This is a genomic window from Metapseudomonas phytobenefica, from assembly GCF_043392685.1.
GTDB lineage: Bacteria > Pseudomonadota > Gammaproteobacteria > Pseudomonadales > Pseudomonadaceae > Metapseudomonas.
In genome coordinates, this window is record NZ_JBHZGM010000012.1 from 33949 (window position 1) to 55506 (window position 21558).

General features: G+C 67.1%; 16 protein-coding genes. 10 read left to right on the forward strand and 6 right to left on the reverse strand.

The annotated features are described in order from the left end of the window. Positions 1–39 precede the first annotated feature (39 nt). The 4 genes from ACFW0B_RS12040 to ACFW0B_RS12055 all read left to right on the forward strand — a co-directional run bounded on the left by ACFW0B_RS12040 (position 40) and on the right by ACFW0B_RS12055 (position 5783). Positions 40–1473, forward strand: coding sequence for a TldD/PmbA family protein (locus ACFW0B_RS12040; RefSeq protein ID WP_449148358.1), 1434 nt, complete (start codon positions 40–42; stop codon positions 1471–1473). Continuing rightward, positions 1473–2801 (forward strand): TldD/PmbA family protein, encoded by a 1329-nt coding sequence (locus tag ACFW0B_RS12045; RefSeq protein ID WP_449148360.1) that lies wholly within the window; start codon positions 1473–1475, stop codon positions 2799–2801. The genes ACFW0B_RS12040 and ACFW0B_RS12045 overlap by 1 nt, the downstream gene beginning before the upstream one ends. Before the next feature lie 273 nt (positions 2802–3074). Further along, positions 3075–4433, forward strand: coding sequence for a glutamine synthetase family protein (locus ACFW0B_RS12050; protein WP_449148362.1), 1359 nt, complete (start codon positions 3075–3077; stop codon positions 4431–4433). A 51-nt stretch (positions 4434–4484) separates the two neighbouring features. After that, positions 4485–5783, forward strand: coding sequence for an NAD(P)/FAD-dependent oxidoreductase (locus ACFW0B_RS12055; RefSeq protein ID WP_449148364.1), 1299 nt, complete (start codon positions 4485–4487; stop codon positions 5781–5783). A 41-nt stretch (positions 5784–5824) separates the two neighbouring features. Here the strand turns inward: ACFW0B_RS12055 and ACFW0B_RS12060 are convergent, their stop codons facing one another. From ACFW0B_RS12060 to ACFW0B_RS12080, 5 genes are all read right to left on the reverse strand, one after another. Then, entirely contained in the window at positions 5825–6706 is an 882-nt protein-coding gene (locus ACFW0B_RS12060) for a helix-turn-helix domain-containing protein (RefSeq protein ID WP_449148366.1), read from the reverse strand. A 103-nt stretch (positions 6707–6809) separates the two neighbouring features. After that, positions 6810–8099, reverse strand: coding sequence for a flavin-dependent monooxygenase QhpG (gene qhpG, locus ACFW0B_RS12065; RefSeq protein WP_449148368.1), 1290 nt, complete (start codon positions 8097–8099; stop codon positions 6810–6812). Then, positions 8092–8766 (reverse strand): subtilisin-like serine protease QhpE, encoded by a 675-nt coding sequence (gene qhpE / locus ACFW0B_RS12070; RefSeq protein ID WP_449148370.1) that lies wholly within the window; start codon positions 8764–8766, stop codon positions 8092–8094. The genes qhpG and qhpE overlap by 8 nt, the downstream gene beginning before the upstream one ends. After that, on the reverse strand, positions 8756–10489 hold the full coding sequence (locus tag ACFW0B_RS12075) for an ABC transporter ATP-binding protein (protein WP_449148372.1): 1734 nt from the start codon (positions 10487–10489) through the stop codon (positions 8756–8758). Before ACFW0B_RS12075 ends, qhpE begins: the two co-directional genes overlap by 11 nt. A gap of 146 nt (positions 10490–10635) precedes the next feature. Next, positions 10636–12543, reverse strand: a complete 1908-nt coding sequence (locus ACFW0B_RS12080; RefSeq protein ID WP_449148374.1) for a sigma-54-dependent Fis family transcriptional regulator — start codon at positions 12541–12543, stop codon at positions 10636–10638. 219 nt (positions 12544–12762) lie between these two features. On the opposite strand from ACFW0B_RS12080, the gene ACFW0B_RS12085 reads away from it, so the two are divergent. From ACFW0B_RS12085 to ACFW0B_RS12110, 6 genes are all read left to right on the forward strand, one after another. Further along, on the forward strand, positions 12763–13161 hold the full coding sequence (locus tag ACFW0B_RS12085) for a MerR family transcriptional regulator (RefSeq protein ID WP_449148376.1): 399 nt from the start codon (positions 12763–12765) through the stop codon (positions 13159–13161). Between the two features lie 42 nt (positions 13162–13203). After that, on the forward strand, positions 13204–14367 hold the full coding sequence (locus tag ACFW0B_RS12090; RefSeq protein ID WP_449148378.1) for an isovaleryl-CoA dehydrogenase: 1164 nt from the start codon (positions 13204–13206) through the stop codon (positions 14365–14367). Between the two features lie 84 nt (positions 14368–14451). Then, positions 14452–16059 (forward strand): carboxyl transferase domain-containing protein, encoded by a 1608-nt coding sequence (locus ACFW0B_RS12095; protein WP_449148380.1) that lies wholly within the window; start codon positions 14452–14454, stop codon positions 16057–16059. 101 nt (positions 16060–16160) lie between these two features. After that, positions 16161–16955, forward strand: coding sequence for a gamma-carboxygeranoyl-CoA hydratase (locus ACFW0B_RS12100; RefSeq protein ID WP_449148382.1), 795 nt, complete (start codon positions 16161–16163; stop codon positions 16953–16955). 2 nt (positions 16956–16957) lie between these two features. Further along, a complete protein-coding gene (locus tag ACFW0B_RS12105; protein WP_449148384.1) occupies positions 16958–18901 on the forward strand; it encodes an acetyl/propionyl/methylcrotonyl-CoA carboxylase subunit alpha in 1944 nt (647 codons plus the stop codon). A gap of 120 nt (positions 18902–19021) precedes the next feature. Next, positions 19022–19927 (forward strand): hydroxymethylglutaryl-CoA lyase, encoded by a 906-nt coding sequence (locus tag ACFW0B_RS12110; protein WP_449148386.1) that lies wholly within the window; start codon positions 19022–19024, stop codon positions 19925–19927. 103 nt (positions 19928–20030) lie between these two features. On the opposite strand, the gene ACFW0B_RS12115 is transcribed toward ACFW0B_RS12110, so the two are convergent. Beyond that, positions 20031–21449 (reverse strand): short-chain fatty acid transporter, encoded by a 1419-nt coding sequence (locus tag ACFW0B_RS12115; protein ID WP_449148388.1) that lies wholly within the window; start codon positions 21447–21449, stop codon positions 20031–20033. Positions 21450–21558: the final 109 nt, after the last annotated feature.

A 21558-nucleotide genomic window follows, 5' to 3' on the forward strand; every position in this document is an offset into this window, starting at 1 on the left:
TGTGGGCATAACTGATTTCACCGGACCGGGGAGAGTTCCGTGCTCGATAGTTTCCGGCAGCGTTTCGCCGCCCTTGCCACCCGCGCCGAATGCCATTCCCTGCGCGTTGTCTGCCAGACCAGCGAGCAGGCCCTGCTGCGCCGCGGCGTCGCCGAACCACCGTCCCTCAGCCAGGACATGGGCGCCATGCTCAGCGTACGTCTGGCCGGGGTGGAGGCCTACGCGGCCACCGCGGACCTCAGCCTGGCCGGCCTGCAGCGTGCCCTGGAGCGGGCCGAGGCGCTGGCCCGGCAAATCGCCCGCTACGCCCTGATCGACCAGCGCCGGATGGAGCCGGCGACGTCCAGCGCCCGCTACTGCTCGCCGGGACTTGACCAGCCCTGCCCCAGCCTTGCCGAGCGCTTCGAGTTGCTTGCCGAGGAGTCGGCGCACATTCCCACCGACCCGCGCCTGGTCAACTGGAGCCTCTACCTGGACCTCCAGCGCCATGAGCAGCTCTACCTCAACAGCGCCGGCGCCGAGCAATGGCAGGACCTGCGCTTCACTTACCCGGGCATCAGCGTCACCGCCTTCGACGGCAACGACAGCCAGACCCGCAGCTTCGGCGGCTATCACAGCGGCCAGCAGGGCGGAATGGAAGTCCTGCAGCACCTGGGCTTCGCCGGCGCCGCGGCCAGGGTGGCGGACGAGGCCCTGCAACTGCTGCTGGCGCCCAACACGCCCAGCGGCATCACCGACCTGCTGCTGATGCCGGACCAGATGATGCTGCAGATCCACGAATCCATCGGCCACCCGCTGGAGCTGGACCGCATCCTCGGCGACGAACGCAACTACGCCGGCACCAGCTTCATCGGCCTGGAGGATTTCGGCCGCTACCAGTACGGATCGAAGCTGCTGAACATCAGCTTTGACCCCGGCGTGCCGGAAGAGTTGGCCAGCTACGGTTTCGATGACGACGGCACGCCTGCGCGCAAGGAAATGCTCATCCGCGACGGCCTGCTGCTGCGTCCCCTGGGCGGCGCGCTGTCCCAGCAACGTAGCGGCCTGCCGGGCGTGGCCAACAGCCGCGCCAGCAGCTGGAACCGTGCGCCCATCGACCGCATGGCCAACCTCAACCTGGAACCGGGCGACCAGAGCCTGGCCCAGCTCATCGCCGGCATCGAACGCGGCGTGCTGATGAGCACCAACCGCTCCTGGTCCATCGACGACGCCCGCAACAAGTTCCAGTTCGGTTGCGAATGGGGCCGGCTCATCGAAAACGGCGAGCTCGGGGCCGTGGTGAAGAACCCCAACTATCGAGGCGTATCCGCCCGTTTCTGGCGCAGCCTGGCGGCCGTTGGCGATGCCAGTACCTTCGAGGTGCGCGGCACTCCGTACTGCGGCAAGGGCGAACCGAACCAGGTGGTGCACGTGGGCCATGCCTCGCCCGCATGCGTCTTCAGACAAGTGGAAGTCTTTGGAGGAGCCCAGTGATGGCCGACGCGGAATCCCGCTTCACCGCCCTGGCCGGGAGCCTGGGCGCCAGCCTGCAGGCAGGCGAGGATTTCAGCCTCTGGTACAGCGCCGAGGAATCCGAATTCATCCGTTTCAACCGGGCCCAGGTACGCCAGGCCGGCCACGTGACCCAGGCCACCGGCCGCTTGCGCCTGATCCGCGACGACCGCAGCGCGGAAATCGCCATCACCCTCTCCGGCGACCTGGAAAGCGATCGCCAGCGCCTGGCCGAAGGCCTGGTGCAACTGCGCCTGGTGATCTGCCAGCTGCCGCCGGACCCGTATCTGCAGGTGGAACGCTCCGCCTGGCAGCGCCGCTCGGTGGACGCCGCCACCCTCCCCGACTGCTCCAGCGTGCTGGCTGAAATCGACCAGGCGGCTAGTGGCCTCGACCTTGTCGGCATCTACGCCGCCGGGCCGCTGTATCGCGGCTTCGCCAACAGTTTCGGCGCCCTTGGCTGGCACGCTGCCCACTGCTTCAACTTCGACTGGAGCCTGTTCCACGCCAACCACCAGGCGGTGAAGGCCGATTACGCCGGCGCGCGCTGGGACGCTGCCGACTTCGCCAGCCGCTTCGCCAATGCCCGCCAGCAACTGGAACACCTGGGCAAGCCGGTGCGCCACCTGCAACCCGGCGATTACCGCGCCTACCTGGCCCCGGCCGCCCTTGATGAAGTGCTGGGGATGCTGTCCTGGACCGGCTTTTCCGCCCGCGCCCTGGCCAACAAGGAAAGCCCCCTGCAGCGCCTGCAGGAGGGCAGCACATCTTTCAGCCCGCTGCTGAATCTGAACGAACGGGTGGCCGGCGCCCTCGCCCCGGCCTTCGGCCCCGAAGGCGCGCCGCGCAGCGACGTATCCCTGGTGCGCAATGGCAAGCTGGCCGGGCAGCTGGTCTACCCCCGCAGCGCCCGCGAGTACGGGCTGCAAGCCAATTGCGCGGATGCCAACGAAGCCACCCAGTCGCTGGTGATGGACCCCGGCACCCTGCCGCAGGACAAGGTGTTGGAACAGCTGGACCACGGCCTCTACATCGGCAATCTCTGGTACCTGAACTGGTCCGACCTGCCCGCCGCACGCATGACCGGCATGACCCGCTTCGCCACCTTCTGGGTGGAAGACGGCCAGATCCAGGCGCCGGTGGACACCATGCGCTTCGACGACAACCTGTTCAGCCTGCTCGGCGACCAGCTCCAAGCCCTGACCCGGGAACGCCAGCTGCGCCTGTCCAGCAGCACCTATGGCGAACGCCAGACCTGGTCGGCGCTGCTGCCGGGAGCGCTGGTAGGGAACCTGAAGCTGACGTTGTAGATGCTCCCGCCGGACCGCGGCATGGAGTATCGCGCCGCCCGCCCCCATCTACGGCCGGCCAAGGGTGCGCTGCGCGCACCGATTCCAGAACCCGCCGGGGCATCGGTGCGCACGGCGCCCCCCTACTGGATCGCCCCCTATTTCCATGGCTCGGACATGTGTGCGGAAAGTGGATAGAACAGGGTCCCCCTGCGAACGACACTATTCCCGCGGCCTGGCAGCGGCATGCAGCCGGCTCGCTCATTCCGAAACCATGAACCTTCCGAGGCGTGTATGACCACCCCTGCCGAGCAACTGGAGCAACGGCTGAAACAACAGAAAATCACCGAAGTGGAGTGCCTGATCAGCGATCTGACCGGCATCGCCCGCGGGAAGATTTCCCCAACCAACAAGTTCCTCGGAGAAGGCGGCATGCGACTCCCGGAAAGCGTGCTGCTGCAAACGGTCACCGGTGATTTCGTCGACGACGACGTCTATTACGACCTGCTGGACGAAGCCGATATCGACATGGTCTGCCGTCCCGACCCGAATGCGGTATTCCTCGTGCCCTGGGCGCTGGAGCCGACCGCCATGGTCATCCACGACAGCTTCGACCGCTACGGCAATCCCATCGAGCTGTCGCCGCGCAACGTGCTCAAGCGCGTCCTGAAGCTGTATGCGGACAAGGGCTGGAAGCCGGTCGTGGCCCCTGAGATGGAGTTCTATCTAACCAAGCGCAGCAGCGACCCGGACTTCCCCCTGGAAGCGCCCGTGGGTCGATCGGGCCGCCCGGAGAGCGGGCGCCAGAGCTTTTCCATTGATGCTGCCAACGAGTTCGACCCGCTGTTCGAGGACGTCTACGACTGGTGCGAAGCGCAGGGGCTGGACCTGGACACGCTGATCCACGAAGACGGCCCGGCGCAGATGGAGATCAACTTCCGCCACGGCGACGCACTGAGCCTGGCCGACCAGATCACCGTGTTCAAGCGCACCATGCGCGAAGCCGCGCTCAAGCATGATGTGAGCGCGACCTTCATGGCCAAGCCCATCACCGATGAGCCGGGCAGCGCGATGCACATCCACCAGAGCGTCCTGGATGCCGCCACTGGCAAGAACATCTTCGCCAACGAAGATGGTTCCAAGAGCGAGCTGTTCCTGCACTTCATCGGTGGCCTGCAGAAGTACATCCCGAAGATGCTGCCGATGTTCGCGCCGAACGTGAACTCCTTCCGCCGCTTCTTGCCGGACACCTCGGCGCCGGTCAACGTCGAGTGGGGCGAGGAAAACCGCACCGTGGGGCTGCGGGTTCCGCCCTCCTCGCCCGAGGCGATGCGGGTGGAGAACCGCCTGCCCGGCGCCGACGCCAACCCCTACCTGGCGCTGGCCGCCAGCCTGCTCTGCGGCTACCTGGGCATGGTCGAGAAGGTTGACCCCGGCACCCCGGTGCAAGGGCGCGGCTACGAGCGGCGTAGCCTGCGCCTGCCGATCACCATCGAGGACGCACTGGCGCAGATGGAGGACTGCGAAGTGCTCAGGGAGTACCTGGGCGGCAAGTTCGTGCAGGGCTACGTTGCGGTGAAACGCGCCGAGCACGAGAACTTCAAGCGGGTGATCAGCTCCTGGGAGCGCGAGTTCCTGCTGCTGAGCGTGTAGTTCGCTCGCACTCCGCCATCAGGACAAGGCTTACGAATCGAGAACGATCCCATGACTCACACCCAGGAGCATGTTGCGTCCTATTACGCCGCAACCGCCCGAGACAAACAGTTGTATCCCTCGCTCGCGGGGGACGTCCGCGCGGACGTTTGCGTCGTCGGCGGTGGGCTTACAGGCGTCAACTCCGCGCTGGAACTGGCCCAGCGCGGCCACTCCGTCGTGCTGCTGGAGGCCCGGCGCATCGGCTGGGGCGCCAGCGGACGCAACGGCGGCCAATTGATCCGCGGCATCGGCCACGACGTCAGCGGCTTCGCCAGGCACGTGGGCGAGGAAGGAGTCCGCTACCTGCAGCGCGCGGGTATCGACTCGGTGGCCCTGGTGGCGGAGCGCATCCGTGACCTGAGCATCGACTGCGACCTGCGCTGGGGTTTCTGCGAGCTGGCCAACACCCCCGCCCAGTTCGCCGCCATGGCCGAGGAGCAGGAGGAACTGAATGCGCTGGGCTATCCGCATCGGACCCGGCTGGTAGGCCCCGACCAGATACATGAGGTGGTGGCGAGCGATTGCTACGCTGGCGGCCTGGTGGACATGGGCTCGGGGCACTTGCATCCGCTGGACCTGGTGAAGGGCGAAGCCCGTGCGGCCACGGCCTTCGGCGCGCAGATCTTCGAGCAGAGCCCGGTGCTGCGCATCGAGCACGGCAAGACCGCGATCATCCATTGCGCGCAGGGACGCGTGCTGGCAGACAACCTGGTACTTGGCTGCAATGCGCATCTGGAGGATCTGGAACCGGGACTGACCGGCAAGGTGCTGCCCGCGGGCAGCTACGTGGTCGCCACCGAGCCGCTTCCCGAGGAACTGGCGGCACAGCTGATTCCGCAGAACATGGCGCTGTGCGACCAGAAGGTGGGACTGGATTACTACCGCCTGACGGCCGACCGGCGCCTGCTCTTCGGAGGAGCCTGCCATTACTCCGGCCGGGACCCGAAGGACATCGGCGCCTACATGCGGCCGAAGGTGCTCAAGGTATTTCCGCAGCTGGCGCAGGTGCGAATCGACTACCAGTGGGGCGGCATGATCGGCATCACCGCCAATCGCTTCCCCCAGGTAGGACGGCTCAAGGCGCATCCGAACGTTTTCTTTGCCCAGGGCTATTCCGGTCATGGACTGAACGTGACCCACTGGTCGGCCAGACTGCTGGCGGAGGCTATTCATGCCGGGCAGAGCACCGGGCTGGACCTGTTCAGCGCGGTGCCGCACCTGACCTTCCCCGGAGGCAAGCTGCTGCGCTCCCCGCTGCTGGCGCTGGGGATGGCGTGGTACCGGGTGCGAGAGTTGCTGGGCCGATAGACCGGCCTTGCAGGATGAGGGCGCCAGGGCGGCGGTCTCGATCAGGCCCTGCTGACCCGCTTGACCGTGGTTCTGGGGTGCTCGCCGAAGAGCGCGTGGTAGGACTGGGAGAAGCGGCCCAGGTGCCAGAACGACCATTTCATGGCCACCTCGGCCACGGTCACGCCCGACTCGGCGGCGGCCAGCAAGTCGCGGCGAGCCGCGTTCAGGCGGCGGTTTCTGAGCCACACGATGGGCGGGACGCTGGCGTAACGCAGGAAGGCTTGCTGCAGGCTGCGCGGTGAAACGCCCGCTTTCGCGGCCAACTCCACCATCCCGAAGTGCTCTTCGGGGCAATCGTTCACTACTTCCCTGACTCGCTGCACGACACGCTTGGCCTGCTCGATGGAACGCGGGCGATGCTTGTCGGCGCCAGGTGCCTCGCACAGCAGGGAAAAGCAGTCGGACACTATGCTATGCGCGACGCCGGGCGCATCCATCTGGTGCTGGCCGCCGGACGCGCTGGTGAGCATGTGGCTGAGCGAGGCGGCAACCGACCTGCAGTTGTCGGAGCGAAGCGGCGTCAGCACCAGGTCGGCAACCCCATCGGGGGCTTGCCCCCACTGCCCCGCCTGCTTGATCACCACCGCCACCTCGCGGTAGTTCTCCGGCGTGACCCAGGCGTTACGGGTTTCGCCATCGAGCAGGTAGAGTGTGTTTTCCGACATGTCGAAGCTGAACACCAGGGCGTCGGACGGCGCATGGAATTCCTGCTCCACGCGAAGGTTCATCTGCTCTTCATAGAACTCGATCCCCTCGACTTCGGCATGCAGGATCCGCCCCGAGAAGCGCCCGGCCGACATCTGCGTGTACTGCTGTTCCCAGCCCGGAATGGCTATCCGCTGCTGGTCGACTTCTTGTGCTTCGACAACCCTGATTGCCATACCCGGGCCTGCTGGATTTTCAGGCCCGGAAGGCTATCAATCGGAAAGATCCGCGTGCAAGCCGGCTGTACATCCATGATCGGCTGCGCCGGGCCGAAGGCCTTCAGGGGCGGTAGCCCTGGGACAGGAGCCAGCCCTGGACCATGCGGCGCTGCCGCTCGGGCAATGCCGCCAGGGCCTGGTTCAGTTCGCCACGCAGGTGGGCCGTGATGATGGGTGCGAGTTCCATGCCTTGCAGGTGCCAGATACCCAGGGGCTGGTCGGCGGTTACCACCACCTCCACCTCTTCGATCAGGTCGCCGTGGATCACCGGTGCCCGCTCTACCCGCACCCGGCTGAAATCTGCCGCGGCATGCATGGGCTCGGCATCTGGCCAGGTGCGGCGCTCGCGCCAGAAGGGTTGCTCGGGCCAGCGTTGCTCCAGGGCGTAGAAATCCCGGCCGGTGCGGGCGAAGCGCAGGAACAGGTGCTCGACCCGGCGCTGGTGGAATTGCCGGGCCAACGCAGCCCGCTCGGAGCGTTGCAGCAGGGTGTTGATGACAGCCGGCGCCTGTAGCGCAGAGGACAGGGACTGGAAGATGCCGTTGCCGGAAAGCGGGTCCACGGCCATCGCCGCATCCCCGACTCGCAGCCAGTTGGGGCCGCTGGCTTCATGGAAGAGGATCGCCGTGCTGCTGCGGGCATGGAGGCTGGCCGGTTGCAGCGCGGCGCCGCCGAACAGTTCGCGCACCAGGTCGGATTCGGCGCGGCGCCGGGCGCAGTAGTCCGCCAGCTGGTCCCTGGGTGGCAGGCCGCCGGCGTCCTGGGTGATCTGCCAGTAGCAGCGGCCATCCTCCAGGCGCGCCATCCAGGCCCAGCCGTCGGGCAGGCTTTCCACCGCAGAACCGGGGCGGCCCGGTGCTTCCTGCCACTGGTTGAGCAGGCTGAGGGTTTCCGGCCCGCGCAGGCGGCCGCCGGCGAGTGGTGCCGAACGGCCACGGGCTTCGACGAGGAAGCCGGCGCGCAGCGGTTCGCGGGAGTCGAGATGGATCAGGTGGCCGGCAGCGGTGCTTTCCACTTTCAGCACGCGGGCTTCCAGCGTTTCGATTCCGGCCTCGCGCAGGTCCTCGCGAATGGCCGCGTCAAAGCGGGGGCGGTCCAGCAGGCATTCCTGATTGATCGACTGGCCATCGCCATTCCACAGCACCCGCCGGGGCGACGGCGCCGCCGCACAGGCCAGGGCACGCTGCAGGCCGGCCTGGCGCAGGCCGTCCAGCACGCGCTGGGAGACGCCTTCCACCGCCGCAAAGCGCCGCCATTCGCTGACCACGCGCACGGCGTAGCCCAGCCGTTTCAGCCCCAGGGCCACCGCCGCACCGGCCGGGCCGGCGCCGAGTACGACGATCTCAGTCATGGCCACGGCGCTCCGGGCCGATGAAGGTCGCACTGTCTCGCAGCCAGTGCAGCACCGCGTCGCGGTTTGCGCCGGGTTGGGACTGCAGGTAGCCGGCGATGATCCCCGAGAGCGCCGCACAGCCCACGCTGGAGCCCGCCAGGCCATTGGCGGCGGCGACGTGGGCGCCGAAGTCGGCCTGGGGGCTGTTCAGCCAGGACCATTGCCCCGGCGCGCAGCGCGCATCGCCAGTGATGCGGATGACGCCCGGATAGCTGGCCGGGTATACCGGCTCGCCTTGGGCGGGGCTGGAGGCGCAAAGCAGGATGCCGGCGGTCTGGGCCAGCACGCAGGTCTCTCGCAGCACCGGGCGGTCGTTGCGCAGGCCGAGGCTCATGTTCACCAGCGCGACGTCCTGTTCGATCAGCCAGTGCAAGGCGGCGGCGATCTGCAACGGGCTGGTCTGCCAGCGCTCGCCGAAGACCTGGGCGACACAGAGGCGGATCGGGCCACTCTCGCGGGTCAGGGTGTCCAGCACCACGCTGCCGTGGCCGAGCACATCGGCTTGGGTGTCGCCCTCCTTCAGTTCCCCGCCTTCCAGCCAGAAGCGCCGCGCCAGGGCAACGCGGCCGCCCTGCTCCGGCGCGAAGCCGCTGTCGATGATACCGACGGAGAATTCAGCGGCCATGGCTCACCTGCTCCGATTCCAGGCTGTGCAACTGGCCATGTTCCAGGCGGAAGGCGACGTCGGCCTGGGCCAGGGTGGATGGCCGGTGGCTGATCAGGATGCGGGTACGGCCGTGGAACAACTGGTCGATGGCGGCGATCACTTCGCGCTCGGTGGCTTCGTCCACCGCCGAAGTGGCTTCGTCCAGCACGAGGATCAACGGGTCCTGCAGCAACGCACGGGCGATGGCGATGCGTTGCTTCTGGCCGCCGGAAAGCTGCTGGCCACGCTCGCCCAGGGGGCTGTCCAGGCCCATTGGCAGGGATTCGATCAGGCCGTCCAGGCGGGCCAGGCGCGCTACCTGTTCCAGGGCCTCGCGGCTGGCGTCCGGGGCGCTGTAGGCGAGGTTCTCGGCCAGGCTGCCACGGAACAGGACGATGTCCTGGCTGACCACGGCAATGCGCCGGCGCAGGGCGAAGAGGTCCAGCTCGCGCAGGTCGGCACCATCCAGCAGGACGCGCCCCTGTTCCGGGTCGTAGAAGCGTTGCAGCAGGTCGATCAGGGTGGACTTGCCGACTCCCGAGGCGCCACTGATGGCCACCTTGAGACCGGCCGGAATCACCGCGTCCACCCCGCGCAGCACGGCAGTGGCGCGCTGTTCATGGGCGAAGTGCACGCCCTCCAGGCGCAGTTCCCCCCTGCCCTCGGGCATGGCTTTCGGTGCATCGGGCTGCCGTACCGGCACCGGTTCCTGCTGCAGCTCCATCACCCGACCTAGGCTGACGGTCATCCGCTGCAGGGCGACGTAGAGGCCCAGCAGGCTCTGCACCGGGCCCACGGCCATGCCGAGGTAAGTGGAGAAGGCAATCAGCGAGCCCAGTTGCCAACTGCCTTGGATCACCCAGTAACCGCCAATGAGAAAGGCGCAGGCGCGGGACAGGGAGGTCAGTGTGCCGGGCACCGCGTGGGTGAAGAACTCGGTGACTTGGACCTTGAGCAGCTGGCGCATATAGCCCTGCCCCAGCCCTTCCAGACGACGGGATTCGCGCTGTTGCTGGCCGGCGGCCTGGATGAATTTCATCGCCGGCAGGGTTTCCACGAGGAAGGAGGATACATCCGCCGAACGCTCGCGCAGGCTGCGCACCTCGCGCTCCACCTTGCGCCGCATCCAGCGCAGCCAGAGCACTTCGATGGGGATGAGCAGCGCCAGCAGCAGGGAAAGCTGCCAGGACAGCAGCAGCATCAGCGCTACCGCGCCGATCAGGCCGATGATGCTGGAGACGGCGGAGAACAGTGAGTCCACGGCGAAGCGCTGGATCTCCGCGACGTCGCCATCGAGCCGGGACAGGATGTCGCCGATGCGCTTGCGGCCGTAGAAGGCCGGCGAAAGCTGCTGCAGGTGACGATAGAGGTCGTCGCGCAGGGCAAAGAGGATGCGCCCGGAAAGCCGCGTGTGCAGGTAGCGGTTGATGCCCGACAGCAGGGTGCCGAGGATGCCGACGGCGATCATCGCCACGGCCACCTGCACCAACATGCCGAAGTCCCGCGCCAGCAGGCCGTCGTCGATCAGGGTCTTGGTCAGCCAGGGCTGGGCCAGCACCAGCAGCGAGGCGCCGAGGGACAGGCCGAGCAACACCAGGATGGCGCGCAGCTGCGGGCGAACGAAGCCGTAGAGCCAGGCCAGGGCACGACGCAGCAGCTCAGGGTCGCTGGTTTCTACGAGTTTGAGGAAGAGGCGGGTCATCACGTTACGGCCAGAATTTGCAGTTTCATTGTGGGGGCGAATTCATTCGCTATGGGCTGCAACGCAGCCCCCTTCAGCCTTTCAGGGCAGACCTGCGGTCTGCTTAGCGAATGAATTCGCCCCCACAGAAAAGCCACAGCCTCCACTCATCCCCTTAGTTGCTTCAACTTGCGATACAGGGTCGCGCGGCTGATGCCGAGGGAGTCGGCGGCGGCGGAGACGTTGCCCTGGTGGCGATCCAGGGCATTGCGGATCAGCTCCAGTTCGTTCTCGCGGATGCTGCCCGGTTGGCGGCAGCTGGCGGTCAGGTCGTCCAGCAGGCTGTCGGTCAGATGGTCGAGGCCGAGCACGGTCTCGCCCTCTTCACGCATGGCCAGGGCCGAACGCAGGACCATTTCCAGCTGGCGGATGTTGCCCGGCCAGTCGTAACCGGCCAGCAGCTCGCTGAGGTCCTTGTCGAGGCTGACGTTGGTGGCGCCGAACTTGTGCAGCACGCTGCTGATCATCCCGGCCAGGTCATCCCGCTCGCGCAGGGCGGGCAGGCGCAGGCAGACGCCGTTGATGCGGTAATAGAGGTCTTCGCGGAAGTGCCTGTCCTGGACCAGGCGCTTGAGGTCGCGGTGGGTGGCGCAGATCACGGCGACGTCTATGTCCTGTTCTTCGCCGGCCCCCAGCGGCGCCACCTTGCGTTCCTGCAGCACACGCAGCAGGCGCGCCTGCAGGCTGAGCGGCATGTCGCCGATCTCGTCGAGGAACAGGGTGCCGCCGTGGGCCTGCATCAGCCGGCCGACCATGCCGCCCCGGCGCGAACCGGTGAAGGCGCCTTCGCGGTAGCCGAAGAGTTCGGATTCGATCAGGCCTTCGGGAATGGCGGCGCAGTTCACCGCCACGAAGGGTTTGTCGGCACGCGGACTGGACTGGTGCAGCGCGCGGGCCACCACTTCCTTGCCGGTGCCGGTCTCGCCCAGCAGCAGCACCGGCAGTTCGTTGGCCAGCCCCTGGCGGGCCATGCGCAGGGCGCGGGCGAAACGGCTGTCGCGGCCGGCCAGCTCTTCGAGCAGCTGGGTTTTCTGTGCAGAGGGCGCCCTGGCAGCCGGAGCGGCGCCGCCAATGCTGGCATGGCGCGGCACCTGCAGCGCGCGGAAGAAGAATTCGCCCTTGGCGGTCTGCACGCTGCTCACCCCGCCCTGCAGCAGGCGCGCGATGAACAGTGGCGAACGCTCGCCGATCAGGTCGCTGGAACGCCGGCCCACCAGGGCTTCGCGGCGAATCTCCAGCAGGTCGCAGGCACGCTCGTTGGCGGCCAGCACTTCGCCGTCCAGGCTCAGCGCCAGCAGCCCATGCCAGGCGCTGCCGAGGTATTGCGGGCGGTTGTGGAAGGCCAGCACCAGCTGGTCCGGGTAGCAGAGGCCGAACATGCGGCTTTCGATATTGCCGGCGGCCAGCATCAGGGTGGCGAGGTTGTCCTGGGGCTGCGCCATGACGCCTTCGCGGGTCAGGTCGAGCACGCCCACCACGCGCCCCTGGGGATCGCGCAGGGGCACCGAGGTGCAGGAAAACGGACTCAGGCGGTCGAGGTAGTGTTCACCGCAGTTGATCAGCGTCGGGCGCCCTTCCACCACTGCGGTGCCGATGGCGTTGGTACCGCGCAGGGATTCACTCCAGCAACTGCCGGGCCTGAGGTCGCGCAGGCCGAAGCTCTTGAGGAATTCGGTCTGGCCTTCGATGGCCAGGACATTGGCCTGGGCGTCGCCGAGGATGATCAGCCCGCCCTTGCCCTGCTGGCTGACCAGGTATTCGAGTTCGGGCGTGGCGGCGTCGATCAGCAGGCGGTTGCTGTCCAGCAGCAGTTGCAGGTCACTGGCCTGCTCCAGCCCCACATGGTCGCCTTCCAGGCAGTTGAGGCCATAGCCCAGGCTGCGTCGCCAGGAGGCGTCGATTTCGTCGCGCAGCACGCCCTCGGGCAGTTCGCCCTCGCTGGCCAGCTTCAGGCGGAACTCTCGCGATTCCTGCACCGGGTCGGCAGCGTTTTTTATTCGAATGTCTTGCACCATCTCTCGCTCCAGCGTGCGCCCCGGCATGGGCCGACGGACACGTCGCACGCCCTGAATGTCTACACTGCCGGCCCGCGTCCGTAAAGAGCGGGCAACCTCCCCTGCAAGCAGCAAGTATCAGGCCATTGCGGCCGCCGCCTGCCAATGCGGCGCGTAGTTGACAGTCAGGTTGGCACAGGTTTACGTTAACGTAAAGGTAAACGCCAAGAGCCCCTGACCATGCCGATCACCTACAGCATTTCCGACCTGGCCCGCGAACTGGACGTCACTACCCGCGCCATCCGCTTCTATGAAGAGCAGGGCATGCTCAGCCCGGAGCGCCGCGGCCAGGAACGCATCTACAGCCCGAAGGACCTGGTGGCGCTGAAGCTCATCCTGCGTGGCAAGCGCATCGGCTTCTCCCTGGCCGAATGCAAGGAGCTGATCGACCTCTACGACCCCAGCAGCGGCAACCGCAAGCAGCTGGAAACCTTCATGGGCAAGATCGCCGCGCGCCGCGCGCAGCTTGAACAGCAACTGCTGGATATCCAGCAAATGCAGCTGGAACTGGATACGGCCGAGGAACGCTGCCTGGCGGCCCTGGCCGAAACCGAACGCAAACAGGGCGTCAACGCCTGACCCCTCCCCCACTCACCGACAATGACAAGCACAGGTGTAACGATGAGCTATCCCACCCTCAACTTCGGTCTCGGCGAGACAATCGACATGCTGCGCGATTCCGTCTACCAGTTCGCGCAGGCCGAGCTGGCCCCGCGTGCCGCGCAGATCGACCGCGACAACGAATTCCCCATGGACATGTGGCGCAAGTTCGGCGACATGGGCCTGCTGGGCATGACCGTGGAAGAGGAGTACGGCGGCACCAACATGGGCTACCTGGCCCACGTGGTGGCCATGGAAGAGATCAGCCGCGCGTCCGCTTCGGTCGGCCTCTCCTACGGTGCCCACTCCAACCTGTGCCTCAACCAGATCCGCAAGAACGGCACCCACGAGCAGAAGCTCAAGTACCTGCCCAAGCTGTGCTCCGGCGAGCACGTCGGCGCGCTGGCCATGAGCGAACCGAATGCCGGTTCGGACGTGGTGTCGATGAAGCTGCGCGCCGACAAGAAAGGCGACCGCTACGTGCTCAACGGCAACAAGATGTGGATCACCAACGGCCCGGACGCCAACACCTACGTGATCTACGCCAAGACCGACGTCAACGCTGGCTCGCGCGGCATCACCGCCTTCATCGTCGAGCGCGACTTCAAGGGCTTCTCCCGCCACCAGAAGCTGGACAAGCTGGGCATGCGCGGCTCCAACACCTGCGAGCTGGTGTTCGAAGACGTCGAAGTACCGGAGGAAAACATCCTCGGTGCCGAAGGCCGTGGCGTGGCCGTGCTGATGAGCGGCCTGGACTATGAGCGCACCGTGCTCTCCGGCGGCCCGACCGGGATCATGAGCGCCTGCATGGACGTGGTGCTGCCCTACGTGCACGAGCGCCAGCAGTTCAAGCAGTCCATCGGCGAGTTCCAGCTGGTGCAGGGCAAGCTGGCCGACATGTACGCCGGCATGAACGCCTCCAAGTCCTACCTGTACACCGTGGCCAAGGCCTGCGACCGCGGCGAGGAATCGCGCAAGGACGCCGCCGCGGTGATCCTCTACACCGCAGAAATGGCTACCAGGATGGCCCTGGACACCATCCAGCTGCTCGGCGGCAACGGCTACACCAACGAGTACCCGGCCGGCCGCCTGCTGCGTGACGCCAAGCTCTACGAGATCGGCGCCGGTACCAGCGAAATCCGCCGCATGCTGATCGGCCGCGAGCTGTTCAACGAAACGAAATAACAGCGGCTACAGGCGGCAGGCCACAGGCTTCAGGCCTCGCCTGCGGCCTGTGGCTTGAAGCCTGCTGCCCGGACGGAGTCCGTCATGACCATCCTGCACACCCAGATCAACACCCGTTCCCCCGAGTTCGCCCGCAACAGCGCGGCCATGCTCGAACAGGTCGGCGCCCTGCACAAACTGCTCGGCCGCATCCACGAAGGCGGCGGCGCCAAGGCCCAGGAACGTCACACCTCGCGCGGCAAGCTGCTGCCCCGCGAACGCATCAACCGCCTGCTGGACGTCGGCTCGCCCTTCCTCGAAATCGGCCAGCTGGCCGCCCATGAGGTGTATGGCGAAGACGTACCCGCCGCGGGCGTCGTGGCCGGCATCGGCCGCGTGGAAGGCGTGGAATGCATGATCGTGGCTAATGACGCCACGGTGAAAGGCGGCTCCTACTACCCGCTGACCGTGAAGAAGCACCTGCGCGCCCAGACCATCGCCCAGCAGAACCGCCTGCCCTGCATCTACCTGGTGGACTCGGGCGGCGCCAACCTGCCGCGCCAGGAAGAGGTGTTCCCCGACCGCGAGCACTTCGGCCGGATCTTCTTCAACCAGGCCAACATGAGCGCCATGGGCATCCCGCAGATCGCCGTGGTGATGGGCTCCTGCACCGCCGGTGGCGCCTATGTGCCGGCCATGTCCGACGAAACCATCATGGTGCGCAACCAGGCCACCATCTTCCTGGCCGGCCCGCCGCTGGTGAAGGCCGCCACCGGTGAGGTGGTGACCGCCGAAGAGCTGGGCGGCGCCGACGTGCACTGCAAGGTGTCCGGCGTGGCCGACCACTACGCCGAGAACGACGAGCACGCCCTGGCCCTGGCCCGTCGCAGCATCGCCAACCTCAACTGGCGCAAGGCCGGCGAGCTGAACCTGCGCGCCCCGCTCGCCCCGCGCTATGCCAGCGATGAGCTGTACGGCGTGATCCCGGCGGATGCCAAGCAGCCCTTCGACGTACGCGAAGTCATCGCCCGCCTGGTGGACGACTCCGAGTTCGATGAGTTCAAGGCGCTGTTCGGCACCACCCTGGTGTGCGGCTTCGCCCATCTGCATGGCTACCCCATCGCGATCCTCGCCAACAACGGCATCCTCTTCGCCGAAGCCGCGCAGAAAGGCGCGCACTTCATCGAACTGGCCTGCCAGCGCGGCATCCCGCTGCTGTTCCTGCAGAACATCACCGGCTTCATGGTCGGCAAGAAGTACGAGGAAGGCGGCATCGCCAAGCACGGCGCCAAGCTGGTAACGGCGGTGGCCTGTGCCAAGGTGCCAAAGTTCACCGTGATCATCGGCGGCAGCTTCGGCGCCGGTAACTACGGCATGTGCGGTCGCGCCTACGACCCTCGCTTCCTGTGGATGTGGCCCAACGCGCGCATCGGCGTGATGGGTGCCGAACAGGCTGCCGGCGTGCTCACCCAGGTCAAGCGCGAACAGAGCGAACGCGCCGGCCACACCCTGAGCGCGGAAGACGAAGCGCGCATCAAGCAGCCGATCCTCGAGCAGTACGAGCGCCAGGCGCATGCGTACTACTCCAGCGCACGTCTGTGGGACGACGGCGTGATCGACCCGGCGCAGACCCGCGACGTGCTGGGCCTGGCCCTCTCCGCCAGCCTCAACGCCCCGATCGAGCGGACCACCTTCGGCGTGTTCCGGATGTAAACCCTGCTTGCGAGCGGTGGAGCCATCGTAGGAGCCAGCTTGCTGGCGAACCCGGGCACCACCGTTGATCGCGAGCAAGCTCGCTCCTACAGGAGAGCACGATGACCGACTTCACCACCCTGCAACTGGACATCGCCGACAACGGCGTCGCCACCCTCTGGCTCAATCGCCCGGAGAAGAACAACGCCTTCAACGCCGGCATGATCCGCGAGCTGATCCTCGCCCTGGACGCCGTCAAGGACCACGGCCAGGTGCGTTTCCTCATCCTGCGCGGCCGCGGCCGGCACTTCTCCGCCGGCGCGGACCTGGCCTGGATGCAGGAATCCGCCCAGCTCGACTACAACGCCAACCTCGACGACGCCCGCGAGCTGGCCGAGCTGATGTACAACCTCTACCACCTCAAGGTGCCGACGCTGGCCGTGGTGCAAGGCGCGGCCTTCGGCGGCGCACTGGGCCTGATCAGCTGCTGTGACATGGCCATCGGTGCCACCGACGCGCAGTTCTCCCTGTCCGAAGTGCGCATCGGCCTCGCCCCGGCGGTGATCAGCCCCTTCGTGGTCCAGGCCATCGGTGAGCGCGCCGCGCGCCGCTATGCCCTGACCGCCGAGCGCTTCAGCGGTGAACGCGCCCGCGAACTGGGCCTGCTCGCCGAATGCTATCCGGCCGAAGAGCTGGACCAGGCGGTGGAAAGCTGGACCGCCAACCTGCTGCAGAACAGCCCGCAGGCCATGAGCGCCACCAAGGACCTGCTGCGTGAAGTCGGCAGCGGTGCGCTCTCCCCCAACCTGCGCCGCTACACCGAAAGCGCCATCGCCCGCATCCGCGTGAGCCCCGAAGGCCAGGAGGGCCTGCGCGCCTTCCTGGAAAAACGCAAACCGTCCTGGCAGGAGCAATAACAATGATCACCACCCTGCTGATCGCCAACCGCGGTGAAATCGCCTGCCGCGTCATGCGCACCGCCAAGGCCCTCGGTATCCGTACTGTGGCCGTGCATAGCGCCATCGACCGCAACGCCCGCCATGTGCGCGAAGCCGATATCGCCGTGGACCTCGGCGGCGCCAAGCCGGCAGAAAGCTACCTGCTGGTGGACAAGCTGATCGCCGCCGCCAAGGCCAGCGGCGCCCAGGCCATCCACCCCGGCTATGGCTTCCTCTCGGAGAACGCCGGCTTCGCCCGCGCCATTGCCGATGCCGGCCTGATCTTCCTCGGCCCGCCGGCCACCGCCATCGACGCCATGGGCAGCAAGTCCGCCGCCAAGGCCCTGATGGAAGCCGCCGGCGTACCGCTGGTGCCCGGCTACCACGGCGAAGCCCAGGACCTGGAAACCTTCCGCGCCGCCGCCGAGCGCATCGGCTACCCGGTGCTGCTGAAAGCCGCCGCAGGTGGTGGCGGCAAGGGCATGAAGGTGGTAGAGCGCGAAAGCGAACTGGCCGAGGCCCTGGCCTCCGCCCAGCGCGAAGCCCAGTCCGCCTTCGGCGACTCGCGCATGCTGGTGGAGAAGTACGTCCTCAAGCCGCGCCACGTGGAAATCCAGGTGTTCGCCGACAGCCACGGCAACTGCCTGTACCTGAACGAGCGCGACTGCTCCATCCAGCGCCGCCACCAGAAAGTCGTCGAAGAAGCGCCCGCCCCCGGCCTGTCGCCGGAACTGCGCCGCGCCATGGGTGAAGCCGCCGTGCGCGCCGCCCAGGCCATCGGCTACGTCGGTGCCGGTACCGTGGAATTCCTGCTGGATGAGCGTGGCGACTTCTTCTTCATGGAAATGAACACCCGCCTGCAGGTGGAGCACCCGGTCACCGAAGCCATCACCGGCCTCGACCTGGTGGCCTGGCAGATTCGCGTTGCCCGTGGCGAAGCGCTGCCGATCACCCAGGAGCAGGTGCCGCTGATCGGCCATGCCATTGAAGTGCGTCTTTACGCCGAAGACCCGGACCAGGACTTCCTGCCCGCCAGCGGCCGTCTCGACCTTTACCGTGAAGCTGCCGCCGGCCCCGGCCGCCGCGTGGACAGCGGCGTTGCCGAAGGCGATGAAGTCTCTCCCTTCTACGACCCCATGCTGGCCAAGCTGATCGCCTGGGGCGAGAACCGCGAGGAAGCCCGTCAGCGCCTGCTGGCCATGCTGGACGAAACCGCCGTGGGCGGCTTCAAGACCAACCTGCCCTTCCTGCGCCGCGTGCTGGCCCATCCGGCCTTCGCCGATGCCGAACTGGACACCGGTTTCATCCCCCGTCACCAGGAGCAGCTGCTGCCCGCGCCGGCCGCCCTGCCCCCACTGTTCTGGCAGGTGGCCGGTGAAGCCTTCCGCCAGGGCGAGGCCGCGCATGTGCGCGGCGACGACCCGCACTCGCCGTGGGGCCGCAACAGCGGCTGGCGCGCCGGCCTTCCGAGCGAAACCGACCTGCACCTCGTCTGCGGTGACGAGCGAGAGGTGGTCCGCCTGCGTGGCGTGGCCGCCAGCCCGATCCAGCTCAAGGGCGAGCAGATCACCCTGGAGCAGGACGGCTTGCGCCGCCAGCACCTGGCGATCCGTCGCGGCGAACACCTCTACCTGGAATGGGACGGCGAGCTGCGCAGCGTCAACCGCGTCGACCCCATCGAGGAAGTCGAAGCCAGCCACGCCCACCACGGCGGGCTGACGGCGCCCATGAACGGCAGTATCGTGCGTGTCCTCGTGGAAGCCGGGCAGCAAGTCGAAGCCGGCACCGCCCTGGTGGTGCTCGAAGCCATGAAGATGGAACACAGCATCCGCGCGCCCCACGCCGGCGTGGTCAAGGCGCTGTATTGCAATGAGGGCGAACTGGTCAACGAAGGCGCCGCGCTGGTGGAGCTGGAAGAGGCCTGAGGCCTTGTCCGGTGCGCGCGGCGCACCCTACCTGGGAAATCCCGGATGTAGGGTGCGCCGTGCGCACCAATGCATTCTCGCCGTAGCTTCGCCCGACCTCCCTAATCGAGAGATGACGCCATGAACATTCCCAGCAAGGTCCGCCTGGTCGAAGTCGGCCCACGCGACGGCCTGCAAAACGAGAAGCAACCCATCAGCGTCGCCGACAAGGTGCGCCTGGTGGACGACCTCACCGCCGCCGGCCTCGGCTATGTCGAAGTCGGCAGTTTCGTATCACCCAAGTGGGTGCCGCAGATGGCCGGTTCCGCCGAGGTGTTCGCACAGATCCAGCGCAAGCCCGGCGTCACCTACGCCGCCCTGGCGCCGAACCTGAAAGGCTTCGAAGCCGCCCTGGAATCCGGCGTGAAGGAAGTGGCGGTGTTCGCTGCCGCGTCCGAATCCTTCTCGCAGACGAACATCAACTGCTCCATCGCTGAGAGCCTGGCGCGCTTCGTGCCGGTGATGGACGCGGCCAAGGCCAACGGCGTCAGCGTGCGCGGCTATGTGTCCTGCGTGCTGGGCTGCCCCTATGACGGTGCGGTGCCGGCCGAACAGGTGGCTGCCGTCGCCGCCGAGCTGTACGCCATGGGCTGCTACGAAGTGTCCCTGGGCGACACCATCGGCACCGGCACCGCCGGCGCCACCCGCCACCTGATCAACGTGGTGGGCACCCGCGTACCGCGCGACAAGCTCGCCGGCCACTTCCACGACACCTTCGGCCAGGCGGTGGCGAACATCCACGCCAGCCTGCTGGAAGGCATCGCCGTGTTCGACAGCTCGGTCGCCGGCCTCGGCGGCTGCCCCTACGCCAAGGGCGCCACCGGCAACGTCGCCACCGAAGACGTGCTCTACCTGCTCAATGGCATGGGCATCGAAACCGGTATCGACATGGACAGGCTGGTGGACGCCGGCCGGCGCATCTGCGCCGTGCTCGGCAAGGAAAATGGCTCGCGGGTGGCGCGGGCGATTCTGGCGAAGAGGGGCTGATACAGCCCTCTCCCCGGCGGTACGCCTGTAGGGGAATTCATTCGCCAGGGAGCGCGGTAGCGCTCCCGGCAGGGTTCACCTTGCAGGCGCCCTCCCCCAAACCTCAGGGCATCACCGGCGGCGCATACGCCAGTGTCGCGCCCAGCGCCCACAGCAGCACCATCACCAGCGGGATGTGTACCAGCAACTGGACGAACGAGAAGCCGATCAGATCGCGCGCCTTCAGGCCCAGTACACCCAGCAGCGGCAGCATGTAGAAGGGGTTGATCAGGTTGGGCAGCGCCTCGGCGGCGTTGTAGATCTGCACCGACCAGCCGAGGTGGTAGTTCAGCTCGTTGGCCACCTGCATCACATAGGGCGCCTCGATGATCCACTTGCCACCGCCGGACGGGATGAAGAAACCCAGCACAGCGGAGTACACGCCCATCAGCAGCGCATAGGTGTCGTGGTTGGCGATCTGCACGAAGAAGGTGGAAATGTGGTGCGCCAGGGTCTGGCCGTCCACGCCCTTCACCGTGGTCATGATGGCGGCGATGGAGCCGTACAGCGGGAACTGGATCAGCACCCCGGTGGTGGTCGGCACGGCGCGTGCCACCGCGTCGAGGAAGCTGCGCGGGCGCCAGTGCAGCAGCGCGCCAGCCATGATGAACAGCAGGTTGTAGGTGTTCAGGCCGGAGATGGCGGTGATCGCCGGCTTGCTGGCGAACTCCTGGGCCAGCCAGCCACCCGCCAGGGCCACCAGCAGGATGATCAGCAGCGGGCTGTGCTCCAGCCATTCGCCCGGACGGGTCGGCTGGACCTGCTGTGGCGCGGTGAAGCTCGGGTCCACGCCACAGGCCTTGGCGTCACGGGCGCTGGCGGCGCTCGGGGCGGTCATGTAGGCGATCACCAGCGACACCACTATCAGCGCCAGCAGCATTACGCCCGACTGCCAGAGGAAGATGGTCTCGGTGAAGGGAATCACGCCGGTGATGGCAAGGATGGACGGCGGCAGGCTGGCCGGGTTGGCCTGCAGCTGCGCGGCCGAGGAAGACAGGCCCAGCGCCCAGACGGCGCCCAGACCCAGGTAGGCGGCAGCACCGGCGGCGCGGTAGTCCATCTTCAGCTCCTCGCGGCGGGCCAGGGCGCGTACCAGCAGGCCGCCGAACACAAGGGAAAGACCCCAGTTGAGCAGCGAGGCGAGCATGGAGATCAGTGCCACCCAGCACACCGCCGAGCGGCCGTTCTTCGGCACGCGGGCCAGCAGGTCGATCAGCCGCGAGGCCGGGCCGGAACTGGCGACCACGTAGCCGCCGATGACCACGAAGGCCATCTGCATGGTGAAGGGGATCAGGCTCCAGAATCCGTCGCCAAAGGCCTTGGCGGCCTGGCTGGCCGGTGCACCTATGCCCAGCGCGGCGACGGTGACCAGCAGTACGGCGACTGCGGCGAAGACCCAGGAGTCGGGGAACCAGCGCTCCGCCCATGCGGAGCAGCGCATGGCAAAGCGGGCGGAACGGCTTTCGTGAAGTGTGTTGGCCATCGGATACCTCTGGAATGTTGTTCTTATCGGCAATCGCCCAGCCGCAGGCTCGGTCGGGCGCCGGGACAGTGGTCTTGAAAGGAACTCGAGGGTCTTGGCCCTCTTTTTG